This is a genomic window from Streptomyces sp. NPDC034043 (assembly GCF_055575675.1).
Genome location: NZ_JBVISF010000010.1, coordinates 216,872 through 232,215, shown reverse-complemented (window position 1 = coordinate 232,215; position 15,344 = coordinate 216,872). Strand labels below are relative to the sequence as shown.

At 71.6% G+C, this 15,344-nt stretch carries 15 protein-coding genes; all 15 read right to left on the bottom strand.

What is annotated here, in order from left to right; genetic code table 11:
- Nucleotides 1-40: 40 nt before the first annotated feature.
- Nucleotides 41-2,464, bottom strand: coding sequence for a RelA/SpoT family protein (locus tag ACZ51S_RS24275; RefSeq protein WP_388944453.1), 2,424 nt, complete (start codon nucleotides 2,462-2,464; stop codon nucleotides 41-43).
- A gap of 232 nt (nucleotides 2,465-2,696) precedes the next feature.
- On the bottom strand, nucleotides 2,697-3,251 hold the full coding sequence (locus ACZ51S_RS24270) for an adenine phosphoribosyltransferase (protein ID WP_468476338.1): 555 nt from the start codon (nucleotides 3,249-3,251) through the stop codon (nucleotides 2,697-2,699).
- Entirely contained in the window at nucleotides 3,248-4,306 is a 1,059-nt protein-coding gene (secF, locus tag ACZ51S_RS24265) for a protein translocase subunit SecF (RefSeq protein WP_388944448.1), read from the bottom strand. The genes ACZ51S_RS24270 and secF overlap by 4 nt, the downstream gene beginning before the upstream one ends.
- Nucleotides 4,307-4,309: 3 nt before the next feature.
- The gene (gene secD, locus ACZ51S_RS24260; protein WP_468476339.1) at nucleotides 4,310-6,121 is read right to left on the bottom strand and encodes a protein translocase subunit SecD; all 1,812 of its coding nucleotides are present in this window, start codon (nucleotides 6,119-6,121) and stop codon (nucleotides 4,310-4,312) included.
- A gap of 150 nt (nucleotides 6,122-6,271) precedes the next feature.
- Nucleotides 6,272-6,715 carry a preprotein translocase subunit YajC gene (gene yajC, locus ACZ51S_RS24255; RefSeq protein ID WP_388944442.1) on the bottom strand — a complete coding sequence of 148 codons (444 nt, stop codon included), beginning with the start codon at nucleotides 6,713-6,715 and terminating at the stop codon, nucleotides 6,272-6,274.
- Between the two features lie 164 nt (nucleotides 6,716-6,879).
- The gene (gene ruvB / locus ACZ51S_RS24250; protein WP_467891602.1) at nucleotides 6,880-7,956 is read right to left on the bottom strand and encodes a Holliday junction branch migration DNA helicase RuvB; all 1,077 of its coding nucleotides are present in this window, start codon (nucleotides 7,954-7,956) and stop codon (nucleotides 6,880-6,882) included.
- Nucleotides 7,957-8,104: 148 nt separating this feature from the next.
- Nucleotides 8,105-8,728 (bottom strand): Holliday junction branch migration protein RuvA, encoded by a 624-nt coding sequence (ruvA, locus tag ACZ51S_RS24245; protein WP_388944436.1) that lies wholly within the window; start codon nucleotides 8,726-8,728, stop codon nucleotides 8,105-8,107.
- Entirely contained in the window at nucleotides 8,725-9,333 is a 609-nt protein-coding gene (gene ruvC / locus ACZ51S_RS24240) for a crossover junction endodeoxyribonuclease RuvC (RefSeq protein ID WP_468961948.1), read from the bottom strand. The genes ruvA and ruvC overlap by 4 nt, the downstream gene beginning before the upstream one ends.
- Nucleotides 9,334-9,461: 128 nt before the next feature.
- Nucleotides 9,462-10,214, bottom strand: coding sequence for a YebC/PmpR family DNA-binding transcriptional regulator (locus ACZ51S_RS24235; RefSeq protein WP_125817794.1), 753 nt, complete (start codon nucleotides 10,212-10,214; stop codon nucleotides 9,462-9,464).
- Between the two features lie 57 nt (nucleotides 10,215-10,271).
- The gene (gene pdxT / locus ACZ51S_RS24230; protein WP_468886629.1) at nucleotides 10,272-10,865 is read right to left on the bottom strand and encodes a pyridoxal 5'-phosphate synthase glutaminase subunit PdxT; all 594 of its coding nucleotides are present in this window, start codon (nucleotides 10,863-10,865) and stop codon (nucleotides 10,272-10,274) included.
- A gap of 5 nt (nucleotides 10,866-10,870) precedes the next feature.
- A complete protein-coding gene (pdxS, locus tag ACZ51S_RS24225) occupies nucleotides 10,871-11,788 on the bottom strand; it encodes a pyridoxal 5'-phosphate synthase lyase subunit PdxS (protein WP_388944424.1) in 918 nt (305 codons plus the stop codon).
- Between the two features lie 136 nt (nucleotides 11,789-11,924).
- Entirely contained in the window at nucleotides 11,925-12,467 is a 543-nt protein-coding gene (locus tag ACZ51S_RS24220; RefSeq protein WP_388944421.1) for a hypothetical protein, read from the bottom strand.
- A gap of 28 nt (nucleotides 12,468-12,495) precedes the next feature.
- Nucleotides 12,496-13,659, bottom strand: coding sequence for a glycosyltransferase family 4 protein (locus ACZ51S_RS24215; protein WP_388944418.1), 1,164 nt, complete (start codon nucleotides 13,657-13,659; stop codon nucleotides 12,496-12,498).
- On the bottom strand, nucleotides 13,659-14,561 hold the full coding sequence (locus ACZ51S_RS24210) for a phosphatidylinositol mannoside acyltransferase (protein WP_468476344.1): 903 nt from the start codon (nucleotides 14,559-14,561) through the stop codon (nucleotides 13,659-13,661). Before ACZ51S_RS24210 ends, ACZ51S_RS24215 begins: the two co-directional genes overlap by 1 nt.
- Nucleotides 14,561-15,226: a phosphatidylinositol phosphate synthase gene (gene pgsA / locus ACZ51S_RS24205; protein ID WP_388944412.1), complete on the bottom strand. Its 666-nt coding sequence runs from the start codon at nucleotides 15,224-15,226 to the stop codon at nucleotides 14,561-14,563. The genes ACZ51S_RS24210 and pgsA overlap by 1 nt, the downstream gene beginning before the upstream one ends.
- Nucleotides 15,227-15,344: the final 118 nt, after the last annotated feature.

Here is a 15,344-nt window from a genome sequence, read left to right as displayed (position 1 = left end):
CTCGGGGGGCGGCGCCCACGGGCGTGTCCGGCGTCGTGGCCTACGGCCGGCGGGCCGAGGTGACGCGGTAGACGTCGTAGACGCCCTCGACGCCCCGTACGGCCTTCAGGACGTGGCCCAGGTGCTTCGGGTCGCCCATCTCGAAGGTGAACCGGGAGGTGGCCACCCGGTCGCGGGAGGTCTGCACGGCCGCGGAGAGGATGTTCACGTGCTGGTCCGACAGGACCCGGGTGACGTCCGACAGCAGGCGTGACCGGTCGAGCGCCTCGACCTGGATGGCGACCAGGAAGACGGAGGACTGGGTCGGCGCCCACTCCACCTCCAGCATCCGCTCGGGCTGCTGGGAGAGGGAGTCGACGTTGACGCAGTCGGCGCGGTGAACCGATACGCCGCTGCCCCGCGTGACGAAGCCGATGATCGGGTCGCCCGGCACCGGGGTGCAGCAGCGGGCCAGCTTCACCCACACGTCGTCGACGCCCTTGACGACCACACCGGGGTCGGCGTTGCCGCGCCGCTTGCCGCGGGCGCGCGACGGCGGGACGCTCTCCTCGATGTCCTCGTTGGCGGCCTCCTCGCCGCCGAGGGCCTGCACCAGCTTCTGCACGACGCCCTGCGCGGCCACGTGGCCCTCGCCGATCGCCGCGTACAGGGAAGAGATGTCCGGGTAGCGCATCTCGTGCGCCAGGGTGACCAGGGAGTCGCCCGTCAGGATCCGCTGGATCGGCAGGTTCTGCTTGCGCATGGCCCGCGCGATGGCGTCCTTGCCGTGCTCGATGGCCTCGTCGCGGCGCTCCTTGGAGAACCAGGCCCGGATCTTGTTGCGGGCCCGGGGGGACTTCACGAAGCCGAGCCAGTCCCGGGAGGGGCCCGCGCCCTCGGCCTTGGAGGTGAACACCTCGACCAGGTCGCCGTTGTCCAGGGTCGATTCGAGCGGGACGAGCCGCCCGTTGACCCGCGCGCCGATGGTGCGGTGGCCGACCTCGGTGTGGACCGCGTACGCGAAGTCCACGGAGGTCGCGCCGGCGGGCAGCGCGATGACGTCGCCCTTGGGGGTGAAGACGAAGACCTCGTTGCGGGAGAGGTCGAAGCGCAGCGAGTCCAGGAACTCGCCCGGGTCCTCGGTCTCCTTCTGCCAGTCGAGCAGCTGGCGCAGCCAGGCCATGTCGTTGACCGTGTCGTGGCCGGCGCTGCCCTTGGCGGCCTGCGGGACGTCGGTGCGGACCTTCGAGGCCCCGGCGACGGTCTGCTGCTTGTACTTCCAGTGCGCGGCGATGCCGTACTCGGCGCGGCGGTGCATGTCGAAGGTGCGGATCTGGAGCTCGACCGGCTTGCCGCTGGGCCCGATGACCGTCGTGTGGAGCGACTGGTACATGTTGAACTTGGGCATCGCGATGTAGTCCTTGAACCGGCCGGGGACCGGGTTCCAGCGCGCGTGCACCGTGCCGAGGGCGGCGTAGCAGTCCCGGACGGTGTCCACGAGGACGCGGATGCCCACCAGGTCGTAGATCTCCGCGAAGTCACGGCCGCGGACGATCATCTTCTGGTAGACGCTGTAGTAGTGCTTGGGTCTGCCGGTGACGGTGGCCTTGATCCGGGCCGCGCGCAGGTCGGCCTGCACCTCGTCGGTGACGACGGCCAGGTACTCGTCGCGCTTGGGGGCCCGCTCGGCGACGAGCCGCACGATCTCGTCGTACATCTTGGGGTAGAGGATCGCGAAGGCGAGGTCTTCGAGCTCCCACTTGATCGTGTTCATGCCGAGGCGGTGGGCCAGCGGCGCGTAGATCTCGAGGGTCTCGCGGGCCTTCTTCTCCTGCTTCTCCCGCTTGAGGTAGCGCATGGTGCGCATGTTGTGCAGGCGGTCGGCGAGCTTGATGACCAGGACGCGCGGGTCCTTGGCCATGGCGACGACCATCTTGCGCACGGTCTCGGCCTGCGCGGCCTCGCCGAACTTGACCCGGTCCAGCTTGGTGACGCCGTCGACGAGGAGGGCGACCGCGTCGCCGAAGTCGCGGCGGAGCTGCTCCAGGCCGTACTCGGTGTCCTCGACGGTGTCGTGCAGCAGGCCCGCCATCAGGGTGGCGGGGTCCATGCCCAGCTCGGCGAGGATGGTGGTCACCGCGAGCGGGTGGGTGATGTACGGGTCGCCGCTCTTGCGCTTCTGGCCGCGGTGCCAGCGTTCGGCGACCTGGTAGGCCTGCTCGATCTGGCGCAGCGTCGCCGTTTCGATCTTCGGGTCATTGCTGCGGACTATGCGGAGCAGAGGTTCCAGTACCGGGTTGTACGGGTTGGAACGCTGCACGCCGAGGCGCGCCAGCCTGGCGCGCACGCGGTTGGAGGACCCGGCCGGCCTGGCCGGCACGGGCTTGACCGGCGGGGCCGGCGGGGGCGTGGCCGCGGCCGCCGCGGCCCGCTCGGCCTGCGGGTCGGGCTGTGCGGCGGAGAGTGGCTGGACCTCGTCTGGCAAGAGCGCTCCTCTGGGGGTCCCCCCGGACGGCGTCCGGGGGAGGATCCGGGGGCCCGGGCAGGTCCGGATAACCCATGGTAGCGAGGGTTGCGCCGCCCTGTTCTCCGTGGTCGCTCCCCGGGACACCGCCCCCGGGCCCGCACGGCCCGGGCCTGCGGCGGCCGGCCCCGCACACGGAAGCGGCGGGTCCCCGGGTGTCCCGGGAACCCGCCGCTCACGTCAGGCAGTGGGATCAGATCACGATCAGGGCGTCCAGCGGGGCGCCCGCCAGGGCGGGGGCCAGCTTGGCCCGCCCCGGGAGGAAGGACAGCTCCATCAGGACCGCCACGCCGGCGACCTCGGCACCGGCCCGCCGGATCAGCTCCAGCGAGGCCTCGGCGGTGCCGCCGGTGGCGAGGACGTCGTCGATGACCATGACCCGGTCACCCGCCGACAGGTCCTCCGCGTGGACCTCGATCTCGGCGGTGCCGTACTCCAGCTCGTACGACTGCCCGAGCGTGGCGCCCGGGAGCTTGCCGGCCTTGCGTACGGGCACGAAGCCGATGCCCGCCTGTACGGCGACCGGGGCCGCGAGGATGAACCCGCGCGCCTCCAGGCCGACGATCTTCGTCGCCCCGTACCGGACCGCCAGCTCCACCAGCGCCTCCGTCAGCGCCGCGAAGGCCTTCGGGTCGGCGAGCAGCGGGGTGATGTCCTTGAACACCACTCCGGGCTTCGGGTAGTCCGGGACGTCCTTGATGCGGCCGAGCAGCAGCTCGCGCAGTTCGGGAGTGGAGGCCGCGGTCACCGGCGCCGCCTCCCCTGGCCGCCCTGGGCCACGACCTGCGCGGAGTCCTCCGGCTCGGCGTCCGCGTCGGCGTCCTCGCCCTTGGCGCCGCCGGCGGCGCGCTTCGCGAGCACCCGCTTGGTCAGCGCCTTCATCGCCGGCTCGCGCTCCTTCAGGTCCACGACCAGCGGGGTCGCGATGAAGATGGAGGAGTACGCGCCGGCCGCGAGGCCGACGAACAGCGACAGCGAGATGTCGTTGAGCATGCCCGCGCCCAGGAAGCCACCGCCGATGAAGAGCAGGCCGGCGACCGGGAGCAGTGCGACGACGGTCGTGTTGATCGAGCGGACCAGCGTGCCGTTGATGCTGCGGTTGGCGATCTCGCTGAAGGTGTAGCGGGTCTGCTTGGTGATGTCCTTCGAGCCCTCCTTGAGACCGTCGAAGACGACGACGGTGTCGTAGAGGGAGTAGCCGAGGATGGTGAGCAGACCGATCACGGTGCCCGGGGTGACCTCGAAGCCGACCAGCGCGTACACGCCGACGGTGATGGTGAGGTCGTGGATCAGCGCGATGAGCGCGGCCACGGCCATCCGCCACTCGAAGGCGATGGCCAGGTAGATCACCACGAGGATCATGAAGACGCCGAGGCCGGTCCAGGCCTTGTTGGCGATCTGCTCGCCCCAGCTCGGGCCGACCAGGTCGGCGTTGATCTGGGCCGCGTCGACCTTGAGCTCGGTGCCGAGCTGCTTCTTCACGGACGCGGCGGAGTCGGTGTCCAGACCGGAGATCTGGATGCGCAGGCCGCCGGTGCCGAGCTCCTGGACGATCGCGTCGTGCCCCGAGGCCTTCTCCGCGCTCTCCGTCGCCTTGGCGACGGAGACGGTGGTCTTCGGGGTGGTGAAGACGGCCCCGCCCTTGAACTCGATGCCCATGTTGAGGCCCTGGACGGCCAGGGCCACGATCGCCGTGATGGTGATCAGGATGGAAACGCCGTACCAGAGAAAGCGCTTGCCGACGAAGTCGTAGCCGACATCACCGCGGTACAGCTTGGCGCCGAGATCTCCCAGCTTCGACATCTCTCACGCCTCCTTTGCGTCGACGGGGGCGGGAACGGGCGCGCTGCGGCGGGACCGGCGCAGCGGCGGCTTGGCGCCGAGCCGCTGCGGGTCGAGCCCGGACCACGGGTGCCCGCTGGAGAAGAACTTCGTGCGGGCCATCAGGGTCATGATCGGCTTGGTGAACAGGAACACCACGACCACGTCGAGGAGGGTGGTCAGACCCAGGGTGAAGGCGAAGCCCTGGACCTTGCCGACGGTGACGATGAAGAGCACCGCGGCGGCGAGGAACGACACGAAGTCGGAGACCAGGATCGTGCGGCGGGCACGCGGCCAGGCGCGCTCGACGGCCGGACGCAGGGTGCGGCCCTCGCGGATCTCGTCGCGGATGCGCTCGAAGTACACGATGAACGAGTCGGCGGTGATGCCGATCGCGACGATCGCGCCGCAGACGGCGGGCAGGTTCAGGGCGAAGCCGATGCCCTTGCCCAGCAGCGCCATGATCGTGTAGGTGAGGACCGCGGACACCATGAGGCTGACGATGGCGATGAAGGCCAGACCGCGGTAGTACACGAGCAGGTAGATCACCACGAGCGCGAGGCCGATGGCGCCGGCGATGAGGCCGGCCTTCAGCTGCTCGCCGCCGAGCGCGGCGGTGACGGTGGTGACGCTGTCCTCCTGGAAGGACAGCGGCAGGGCGCCGTACGAGAGCATGTTGCCCAGGTCCTGCGCGGACTGCTGGGTGAAGCCGCCGGAGATCTCGGCGTTGCCGCCGGTCAGCGCCTGGCTGACGGACGGGTCGGAGATGACCTCGCCGTCGAGCACGATCGCGAACTGGTTCTGCGGGGACTGCTTGGTGGCCAGCTCACCGGTGATCTTGGCGAACTTGTCGGCGCCCTTGTCGGTGAACTGCATGGTGACGATCCACTGACCGCGCTGCTGGTCGATGACGCCCTGGGCGTCCTTCACGTCCTGGCCGTTGACCTGGGCCGGACCCAGGAGCCACTTGCCCCAGACGGTGCCGCGCTGACCGCAGGCGATCATCGGCTCCTCGGGCTTGACGCCCTTGCCGGCGGCGGCGCGCTGGTCCTCCTTGGTGCAGTCCAGCGCGGCGAACTTCGCCTGCAGGTCCGCCGCGGCCGGGTCGGCCGACGGGGTCGGAGCGGGAGCCGGGGCCGAGGCGGGGGGCGTGGCCTTGTTGTCGTCTGCCTTCTTCGACTCGCTCGCCGACGGCGAGGGAGTGGGGGTGCCCGGGGCCTTGAGGGCCTCGCTGAGCACACGGCCCTGGGAAGTGGCGCTGGACGACGGGGTGGCCGACGCGGAGGGCTTGGAGCCCTCGGACTTCGGGGCGCCGGAACCGCTCGCGGAGGGGCTCGCGGAGGGGTTCGCGGGCGTGCTCGGCTTCGGCTCGGGAGCGACGGGAGCGCCGTCGGCGAACGCCAGCACGGGGCGGAAGTACAGCTGGGCGGTGGTACCGACCTGCTCGCGGGCCTGCTGCTCGTTCGTCCCCTTGGGGATGTTCACGATGATGTGGTCGCGGCCCTGGGTCTGGACCTCCGACTCCGAGACGCCGAGACCGTTGACGCGGCGCTCGATGATGCCGACCGCCGTGTTCATGTTGGTCTCGTTGACGGCGTCCGGCTTGCCGGGCTCGCTCTTGGCCTTGAGCGTGATGCTCGTACCACCGGCGAGGTCGATGCCCAGACGGGGCGTCGTCTGCTTCGTGAGGAACATCCCCGCGGTGAGCGCCACCATCGCGATCAGGATGAAGGCCAGGGCGCGCCCCGGCCTCCCCTGAGCCCCCGTGGGCCGCCGGCCCTTCTTCGGTGCTGCCACCTTGTCGTATCTCCCTGTCCAACCGTCCCGCGCCGGGTCAGCGCGCGGACGGCCACGAAATGTGTGGTGGGGACCCCTGCCCCCCGCAGAAGTTCACTGCGGGAACCGCGGCGGATGCCGGTCGGACACCGCCGCGGCCCCTGCCGGACGCTACTTGGCGCCGGGCTCGCCGTCGGTCTTGCCGTCCTTCGGCTCGTCGTCGCCCTTGGGCTCGTCCTTCTTGCCCAGGTCGAGCTTGGGGGCGTCGCCCTCGGTCAGCGAGGAGGCGTCGTCGGGGACGACCGGGGCGTCCTCCTCCGGAGTCTCGGAGAAGCCGTGGACGATCCGGTTGTACTCGGCGTCCTCCAGCACGGCGCCGATGGCGTTCTTCGCGTAGACCGCGTGGACACCGGGGGCCACCTCGAGGGTGACGGTGTCCTCGCCGATCTCCTTGACGGTGGCGTACATGCCGCCGATCGTGCGCACGCCGGTGCCGGTCGTCATCTGGTCACGCATCTGAGCGGCCTGGGCCTGCTTCTTCTTTGCGGACCGGGTCATCAGGAACATCGCCCCGATGAGCACGATGAACGGGAGCAAGAAGCTGATGTTGTTCACGGGACGAGGATCCTTCGCACGGCCGCGCCGGGGAGCGGCCATTTCTACGGGGGTGGGCACGCCGACCCGAAGGGTCGGCATCGGCGGAGTCTAGGCGAGTCCGCACCGATGGAACAACGCCCAGCATGGCACCGCAGTTCCTGACCGGTCGAACCTCCGCGCCGTCAGGCCCCGAACAGGCCCTGTTGTCCGCTTGATCCACGGCCGCCCGGCTGCGGCGGGACGAGCCCCAGGTGGGCCCATGCCGCGGGGGTCGCGACCCGGCCGCGCGGGGTGCGGGCGAGGAGCCCCTCCCTGACGAGGAAGGGCTCGGCGACCTCCTCGACCGTCTCGCGCTCCTCCCCCACGGCGACGGCGAGGGTGGACAGCCCGACGGGCCCGCCGCCGAACAGCTTGAGCAGGGCCTCCAGCACGGCCCGGTCCAGCCGGTCCAGTCCGCGCGCGTCCACCTCGTACACCTGGAGGGCGGTGGCGGCCACCTCGCGGGTGATCACTCCGTCGGCCCTCACCTGCGCGTAGTCGCGGACGCGGCGCAGCAGCCGGTTGGCGATGCGGGGGGTGCCGCGGGAGCGGCCGGCGATCTCGGCGGCCCCGGCGGTGTCGATCTCCACGTCGAGGAGGCCGGCGGAGCGCCGGATGACGCGTTCCAGCTCGGCGGGGGCGTAGAACTCCATGTGCCCGGTGAAGCCGAAGCGGTCCCGCAGGGGCGGCGGGAGCAGGCCGGCGCGGGTGGTGGCCCCGACGAGGGTGAAGGGCGGCAGCTCCAGCGGGATGGCGGTGGCTCCGGGGCCCTTGCCGACGATCACGTCGACGCGGAAGTCCTCCATGGCCATGTACAGCATCTCCTCGGCGGGCCGGGACATGCGGTGGATCTCGTCGAGGAAGAGGACCTCCCCCTCCTGGAGGGAGGACAGGATCGCGGCGAGGTCTCCGGCGTGCTGGATGGCGGGGCCGGAGGTGATCCGGATGGGCGCCCCCATCTCGGCGGCGATGATCATGGAGAGGGTGGTCTTGCCGAGGCCGGGCGCGCCGGACAGCAGGACGTGGTCGGCGGTGGCGCCGCGCTGGCGGGCGGCCTTCAGCACGAGGTCCAGCTGCTGGCGGACCTTCTCCTGGCCGACGAACTCGCCGAGGTCCTTCGGGCGCAGCGCGGCCTCGACGGCGGTGTCCTCCCCGTCGGCCGCCGCGGTGACCAGCCTGTCGGGCTCGGAAGTGCCGGTGTCGTCGTCGTCCCAGTTCACGGTGGTCAGTCTGCCTTCTCCGTCGTTGCGTTGGTCAATCCGGGCCCCGCCGTCACCCCCGCGCCCGCCCGGCCCCGCCGGGGGCCGTTCCACCGCGGCGGCGGGCGCGGAGCGTTCGTACGGGGTCCGGCACGCGCTCCGCGCCGGCTCAGCGGGCCCGGCTGAGGGACTGCAGCGCCGCCCGCAGGAGCTGCGGGACGGGGGCCGAGCCGCCGGCGGCGATGGCGGCCTCGGCCTGCGGCGTCACCGCGGACACGGCCTCGTCGGCCTCCCGCGCGGCATAGCCGAGGCCGATCAGCGCGGCGGTCAGCTGCTCGGTCCAGGGGGCGGGTCCCGACGCGGGCGCGCGCTGGGCTCCGACCACCGGGCCGGGGGCGCCCAGCTTGTCCTTCAGCTCCAGCAGCAGCTTCTGCGCGCCCTTCGGCCCGATCCCCGGGACCGCCGTCAACGCCTTCGCGTCCCCCGAGGCGAAGGCCGCCCGCAGCGCGTCCGGGCTGTGCACGCCGAGCATCGCCTGGGCCACCCGCGGGCCGACGCCGCTCGCGGTCTGGAGCAGCTCGAAGACCTGGCGTTCGTCGTCGTCGGCGAAGCCGTACAGGGTCAGCGAGTCCTCCCGTACGACCAGCGAGGTGGCCAGCCGCGCCTGCTCGCCCACCCGCAGTCCGGCGATGGTGCCGGGCGTGCACTGCACGGCCATCCCCACGCCCCCGACCTCGATCACGGCCAGGGTGGGGGTGAGCGCGGCGACCTGGCCGCTGACGAAGGCGATCATCGGGTACGGCCTTTCGGGGCGTTCGGGGTCCTGCCCGCGTTCGGGGCGCTCGGCGCGTGGACGGCGTTCAGGGCGTGCGCGGCGCGCGCGCCGGTGGCGTGCCGGGCCACCGCCTGCTGGAGGCGGTTCTGGGCGGGGGCCCGCCAGATGTGGCAGATGGCGAGGGCCAGGGCGTCGGCGGCATCGGCCGGTCTGGGCGGTTCGGTGAGCCGCAGCAGCCGGGTCACCATCGCCCCGACCTGCGCCTTGTCGGCGCGACCGCTGCCGGTGACGGCGGCCTTGACCTCGCTCGGGGTGTGCAGCGCGACCGGTATCCCGCGGCGCGCGGCGCACAGCATGGCGACGGCGCTGGCCTGGGCGGTGCCCATGACGGTGCGGACGTTGTGCTGGCTGAAAACCCGCTCCACCGCCACGCATTCGGGCCGGTGGGTATCGAGCCACTCCTCGATGCCGGCCTCGATCGCGACGAGCCGGTCCCCCAGCTCCGCGTCGGCGGGCGTCCGTACGACCCCGACGCCGATCATGGTCAGGGGCCGTCCGGCGACCCCCTCGACCACGCCGACACCGCATCGCGTCAGCCCCGGGTCCACGCCCAGTACGCGCACGCGCGCCCCCTCCTCCGACCACCGTTCACCTGTCGGTGCAGGCTATCCGCCCCCACTGACAAAGCGGCGGGCCGACAGGGTGTGTCCTGTCGGCCCGCCGGAGGGAGAGCGGGAAGGCGCGGCGCCGGTCAGGCGTCGACCTTCTCCATGACCTCGTCCGAGACGTCGAAGTTGGCGAAGACGTTCTGCACGTCGTCGCTGTCCTCCAGCGCGTCGATCAGCTTGAAGATCTTGCGCGCGCCCTCTTCGTCGAGTTCGACCTGCATGGTCGGGACGAAGCTGGAGTCGGCCGAGTCGTAGTCGATGCCGGCTTCCTGGAGCGCGGTACGGACCGCGACCAGGTCGGTGGCCTCGCTGATGATCTCCCAGGTGTCGCCGTTGTCGTTGACCTCTTCGGCACCGGCGTCCAGGACCGCGCCCAGGACGTCGTCCTCGGAGAGGTCGGCCTTGGGCAGGAGGATGACGCCCTTGCGGTTGAACAGGTACGAGACCGAGCCCGGGTCGGCCATGGAGCCGCCGTTGCGGGTCATGGCGACGCGGACGTCGGAGGCGGCACGGTTGCGGTTGTCGGTGAGGCACTCGATGAGCACCGCGACACCGTTGGGGCCGTAGCCTTCGTACATGATCGTCTCGTAGTCCGCGCCGCCGGCCTCGAGGCCGCCGCCGCGCTTGACCGCGGAGTCGATGTTCTTGTTCGGGACCGACTGCTTCTTGGCCTTCTGAACGGCGTCGAAGAGCGTCGGGTTGCCGTCGATGTCCGCGCCGCCCATACGGGCCGCGACCTCGATGTTCTTGATCAGCTTCGCGAAGAGCTTGCCGCGCTTGGCATCGATCACGGCCTTCTTGTGCTTCGTCGTAGCCCATTTAGAGTGGCCGGACATCCGCCTGTCTCCTTCGCGTAACCAACAGTGTTCACCAACGATCCTACCGGGACCTCGTCACAGCCCCGCGCGCACCAGGTCGACGAAGTACGCGTGGACGCGGTCGTCGCCGGTCAGTTCGGGGTGGAAGGAGGTGGCGAGGACGTTGCCCTGGCGCACGGCGACGGTGTGGCCGTCGTACGTGGCCAGCACCTCGGCGGCGGCGCCGACCGACTCGACCCACGGGGCGCGGATGAAGACGCCCTCGACGGGGCCCCCTTCTATGCCCGCGAAGTCGATCCGGGCCTCGAAGGACTCGTTCTGGCGTCCGAAGGCGTTGCGGCGCACGATCATGTCGATGCCGCCGAGCGTCTCCTGGTCGTCACGGCCGTCGAGCAGCTTGTCGGCGAGCATGATCATGCCGGCGCAGGTGCCGTAGACGGGCATGCCGGCGCGCACGCGCTCGCGCAGCGGCTCCAGCATGCCGAACAGCACGGCGAGCTTGGACATGGTCGTGGACTCGCCGCCGGGGATCACCAGGGCGTCGACCTCGGAGAGCTCCTCGGGACGCCGGACCGGCCTGGCCACGGCGTCCGCCGCGGCCAGGGCGATCAGGTGCTCCCGTACGTCGCCCTGGAGTGCCAGGACACCGATGACGGGGGGATTGCTCATGCTGGTTACCAGCCCCGGTTGGCGTAGCGCTCGGCCTCGGGGAGGGTGTCGCAGTTGATGCCGACCATGGCCTCGCCCAGGTTGCGGGAGGCGTCCGCGATGACCTTCGGGTCGTCGAAGAAGGTGGTGGCCTTCACGATGGCGGCGGCGCGCTTGGCCGGGTCACCGGACTTGAAGATGCCGGAGCCGACGAAGACGCCCTCGGCGCCCAGCTGGCGCATCAGGGCGGCGTCGGCCGGGGTGGCGACACCGCCGGCGGAGAACAGCACGACGGGGAGCTTGCCGAGCTCGGCGACCTCCTTGACGAGCTCGTACGGGGCGCGCAGCTCCTTGGCGGCGGCGTACAGCTCGTTGTTGTCGAAGCCGCGCAGCTTGGCGATCTCGTTCTTGATCTGGCGCAGGTGGCGGACGGCCTCGACGACGTTGCCGGTGCCGGCCTCGCCCTTCGAACGGATCATGGCCGCGCCCTCGGCGATGCGGCGCAGGGCCTCGCCCAGGTTGGTGGCACCACAGACGAAGGGGGTGGTGAAGGCCCACTTGTCGGAGTGGTTGACCTCGTCGGCCGGGGTCAGGACCTCGGACTCGTCGATGTAGTCGACGCCGAGGGACTGGAGGACCTGGGCCTCGACGAAGTGGCCGATGCGGGACTTGGCCATGACCGGGATGGAGACGGCCTCGATGATCTCTTCGATCATGTTGGGGTCGGACATGCGGGCCACGCCGCCGTCCTTGCGGATGTCGGCGGGGACCCGCTCCAGGGCCATGACGGCCACGGCGCCGGCGTCCTCGGCGATCTTCGCCTGCTCGGCGTTGACCACGTCCATGATCACGCCGCCCTTGAGCTGCTCGGCCATGCCGCGCTTGACGCGGGACGTGCCGATGGCCGACTCAGCGGACTGGGAAGAGGTGGGAAGCGTGCTCACGGGTTGACCTCACTCGAAAGGAACTCGAAAGGGAAGACGGGCGGTACTCGCTGAGAAAACCCCACCGACCAGTCCACTACAAGGGCCAATGTGGAGCCGGTGGCTCTTTCACTTGTCCCCCGCGGCCCTATGAGGATCAGGCGGGGCGGTCCGCGAGGTCCACCGGAGGCTCATCGTCCATTTCGAAGGCCAGCGGGAACGGCGCGTGTCCCGCCAGTCTGAACCACCGCACCTTGCGATGGCGGCGCAGCGCGCGGGCGGCCCGTACGGAGTCGTTGAGGAACCTGCGGGCCATGGGCACCCGGCGCACCGCCGCGGCGAGCTCCTCGGCGGCCTCCTCGCCGCCCGGGGCCGCCTTGAGCACCTCCACCTGGTCGGCGTCGGCGAACACCGCCCGCAGCGCCTGGCTGAGCTCGCTCTCGGCGACCTCCCGGTGCTCCTCCTCCGCCTGCCGCGCGGCGTGCGCGGCCTCGTACAGCACCAGCGAGGAGGCGGGGTCGAGCGCCCCGGAGGTGGCCACCTCCAGCACCACGGAGGCCCGCCGCACGAGTTGCGCGTCGAGGGCGGCCCGGGCGGCGTCCATCCGCGTGTGCAGCCGGTCCAGCCGCCCGGCGGTCCAGCTGAGGTAGACCCCGACGACGGCGAGCGCCACCGCGATCCAGACAAGGTTTTCGATCACGGGCGGCGACACTACCCGCTGCGGACGCCTACGTGTCCCGCGAGAAGCCGAGGCGGGTGCGGAGGGAGACCCGTTCGTCGGCGGCGACGGCGGCCGCGCCGGCGGTGACGGTCTCGTACACGGCGAGGATGTCCGCGCCCACCGTCGACCAGTCGAAGCGGCGGACGTGCGCCGAGCCGCGGGCGCTCAGTTCCGCGCGCCGGGCCGGGTCGCGCAGGAGGGCGGTCGCCGCCGCGGCCAGGGAGGCGGCGTCCTCGTTGGCGAACAGTTCTCCCGCCGCGCCCTGGTCCAGGACCTGGGCGAAGGCGTCGAGGTCCGAGGCCAGGACGGCGGCGCCCGCCGAGAGGGCCTCGACCAGGATGATCCCGAAGCTCTCGCCGCCGGTGTTGGGGGCGACGTAGACGTCCACGCTGCGCAGCAGGCGGGCCTTGTCCTCGTCGGAGACCATGCCGAGGAACTCGACCCGGGAGCGGAGCTCCGCCGGGAGGGAGGCCACGGCCTCCTCCTCGTCGCCCCGGCCCGCCACGAGCAGGCGTACGTCCGGGCAGGCCCGGGCGATGGCCGGGAAGGCGGCCATGAGCACCGGGAGGCCCTTGCGGGGTTCGTCGATGCGGCCGATGAAGCCGAGGGTCCCCCCGCTCCACTCGGCCTTGGGCTCGGCCCGCGCGAAGAAGTCGACGTCGACGCCGTTGGGGATGACCACGGCGTCCCCGCCGAGGTGCTCCACCAGCGTGCGCCGGGCGTACTCGCTCACCGCGATCCGGGCGCTGATCTTCTCCAGCGCCGGCTGGAGGATCGGGTACGCGGCGATCATCGCCCGCGAGCGGGGGTTGGAGGTGTGGAACGTCGCCACGATCGGGCCCTGGGCCGCCCAGCAGGACAGCAGGCCCAGGGAGGGCGAGGCCGGCTCGTGGATGTGGATCACGTCGAAGACGCCCTCGTGCAGCCAGCGGCGTACCCGGGCGGCGGAGAGGAAGCCGAAGTTCAGCCGGGCGACCGACCCGTTGTAGGGCACCGGCACCGCCCGTCCCGCCGAGACCACGTAGGGGGGCAGCGGGGTCTCGTCGTCCGCCGGGGCCAGCACCGACACCTCGTGGCCCAGGCGGATCAGGTGCTCGGCCAGGTCACGGATGTGGAACTGGACGCCGCCCGGGACGTCCCACGAGTACGGGCACACGATGCCGATCTTCACTACGGGCGCTCCTCCAGGTCATCGAGCCACAAGCGCTGCAGCATGTGCCAGTCCTCCGGGTGCTCGGCGATCCCCGTCGCGAAGACGTCCGCCACCGCCTGCGTCATGGCGGCGGTCTTCTCGATCCGCGTGCCCTGCCGCGGCACCTCCACCTCGGGATGGAACCGGCCGTACAGCTTCGGGCTGTCGCCGTAGTACAGCGTGACCGGCAGCAGTACCGCCCCGGTCTGCTGCGCCAGCAGCGCCGGCCCGGCGGGCATCCGGGCCCGGGATCCGAAGAAGTCCACCTCGACCCCGGAGGCCGACAGGTCCCGGTCGGCGACCAGGCAGACCAGCCCGCCGGAGCGCAGCCGGCGCGCCAGGGTGCCGAAGGAGGCGCCACCGTTGTGCGGGAGGACCTCCATGCCGAGGCTCTCCCGGTAGGCAACGAAGCGGTCGAAGAGGGACTCGGGCTTGAGCCGCTCGGCGACGGTGGTGAAGGGAACGCCCAGGTGGCCGGTGACCCACGCGCCGGCGAGGTCCCAGTTGGCCAGGTGCGGCAGGGCGGCGACGACCCCGCGCCCGGAGGCGATCGCCTCGCGCAGGAGGTGGTCGTCCTTCAGCTGGACGTCCTCCGCGAACCGTTTCGCGTCCATGGCCGGGAGCCGGAAGGACTCCATCCAGTAGCGCATGTACGAACGCATGCCCGCGTGCGACAGCTCACGCAGCCGCTCGGGGGTCGCGTCGGGCACCACCCGGGCCAGGTTGGACTCCAGCCGCAGCACGCTCTTCCCGCGGCGCTTCCACACCACGTCGGCGATCTTGCGGCCGAGGGCCACCGCCGCCGGCTCGGGCAGCTTCTTCACGCCCGCCCAGCCGAGCCCGTACAGCCCGTCGACCAGCTTGTCCTGCGCCGTGCCCATCAGGCCGCCCCGCCCTCGGCGCCGGCGGCCGCCGCGTCGGCCTCGGCCGCCTCACGGCGTACGGTGACCACGCGCTGCACCAGCGTGACGAGCGAGCCCGCCGCCACGATCCACAGCGCGACCGGCAGCAGCACCCCGATCCACGAGGGGACGCCGAAGGTCTGCAGCCCGGACAGGCCGGCCGCGACCAGCGAGATCACCAGCCGCTCGGCCCGTTCGACGAGCCCGTTGACGGCGACCGGCAGCCCGATCGCCTCGCCGCGGGCCTTCGTGTACGAGACCACCTGCCCGCTGGCCAGGCAGAAGATCGCCACCGCGCACAGGGCGTTGTCGTTCCCCTGACCGGCGTACCAGAGCGCGAGGCCGCCGAAGATCGCGGCGTCGGCCACCCGGTCGAGCGTGGAGTCGAGGAACGCCCCCCAGCGGCTGGAGAGCCCCGCCTGGCGGGCCATGTTCCCGTCCACCAGGTCGGAGAAGACGAAGAGGGTGATGGTGATGGTGCCCCAGAAGAACTCGCCTCTGGGGAAGAAGACCAGCGCCCCGGCCACCACTCCGGCCGTACCGATGAGGGTGACGGCGTCCGGGCTCACCCCCCGGCGCAGGAGAAACGCGGCGAACGGCGTGAGAACACGCGTGAAGAACGCACGCGCGTACTTGTTCAGCATGGCCTTCCCAGAGGGTCGGTGGGCCGAGCGGCCACCACGGCCACCGGCTGGCCCATCGTAGCCAGCGCCCCGCGCCCGCAGTGCCGCGCACCCACCGGTTGGCTCCCGCTCGCCGCCC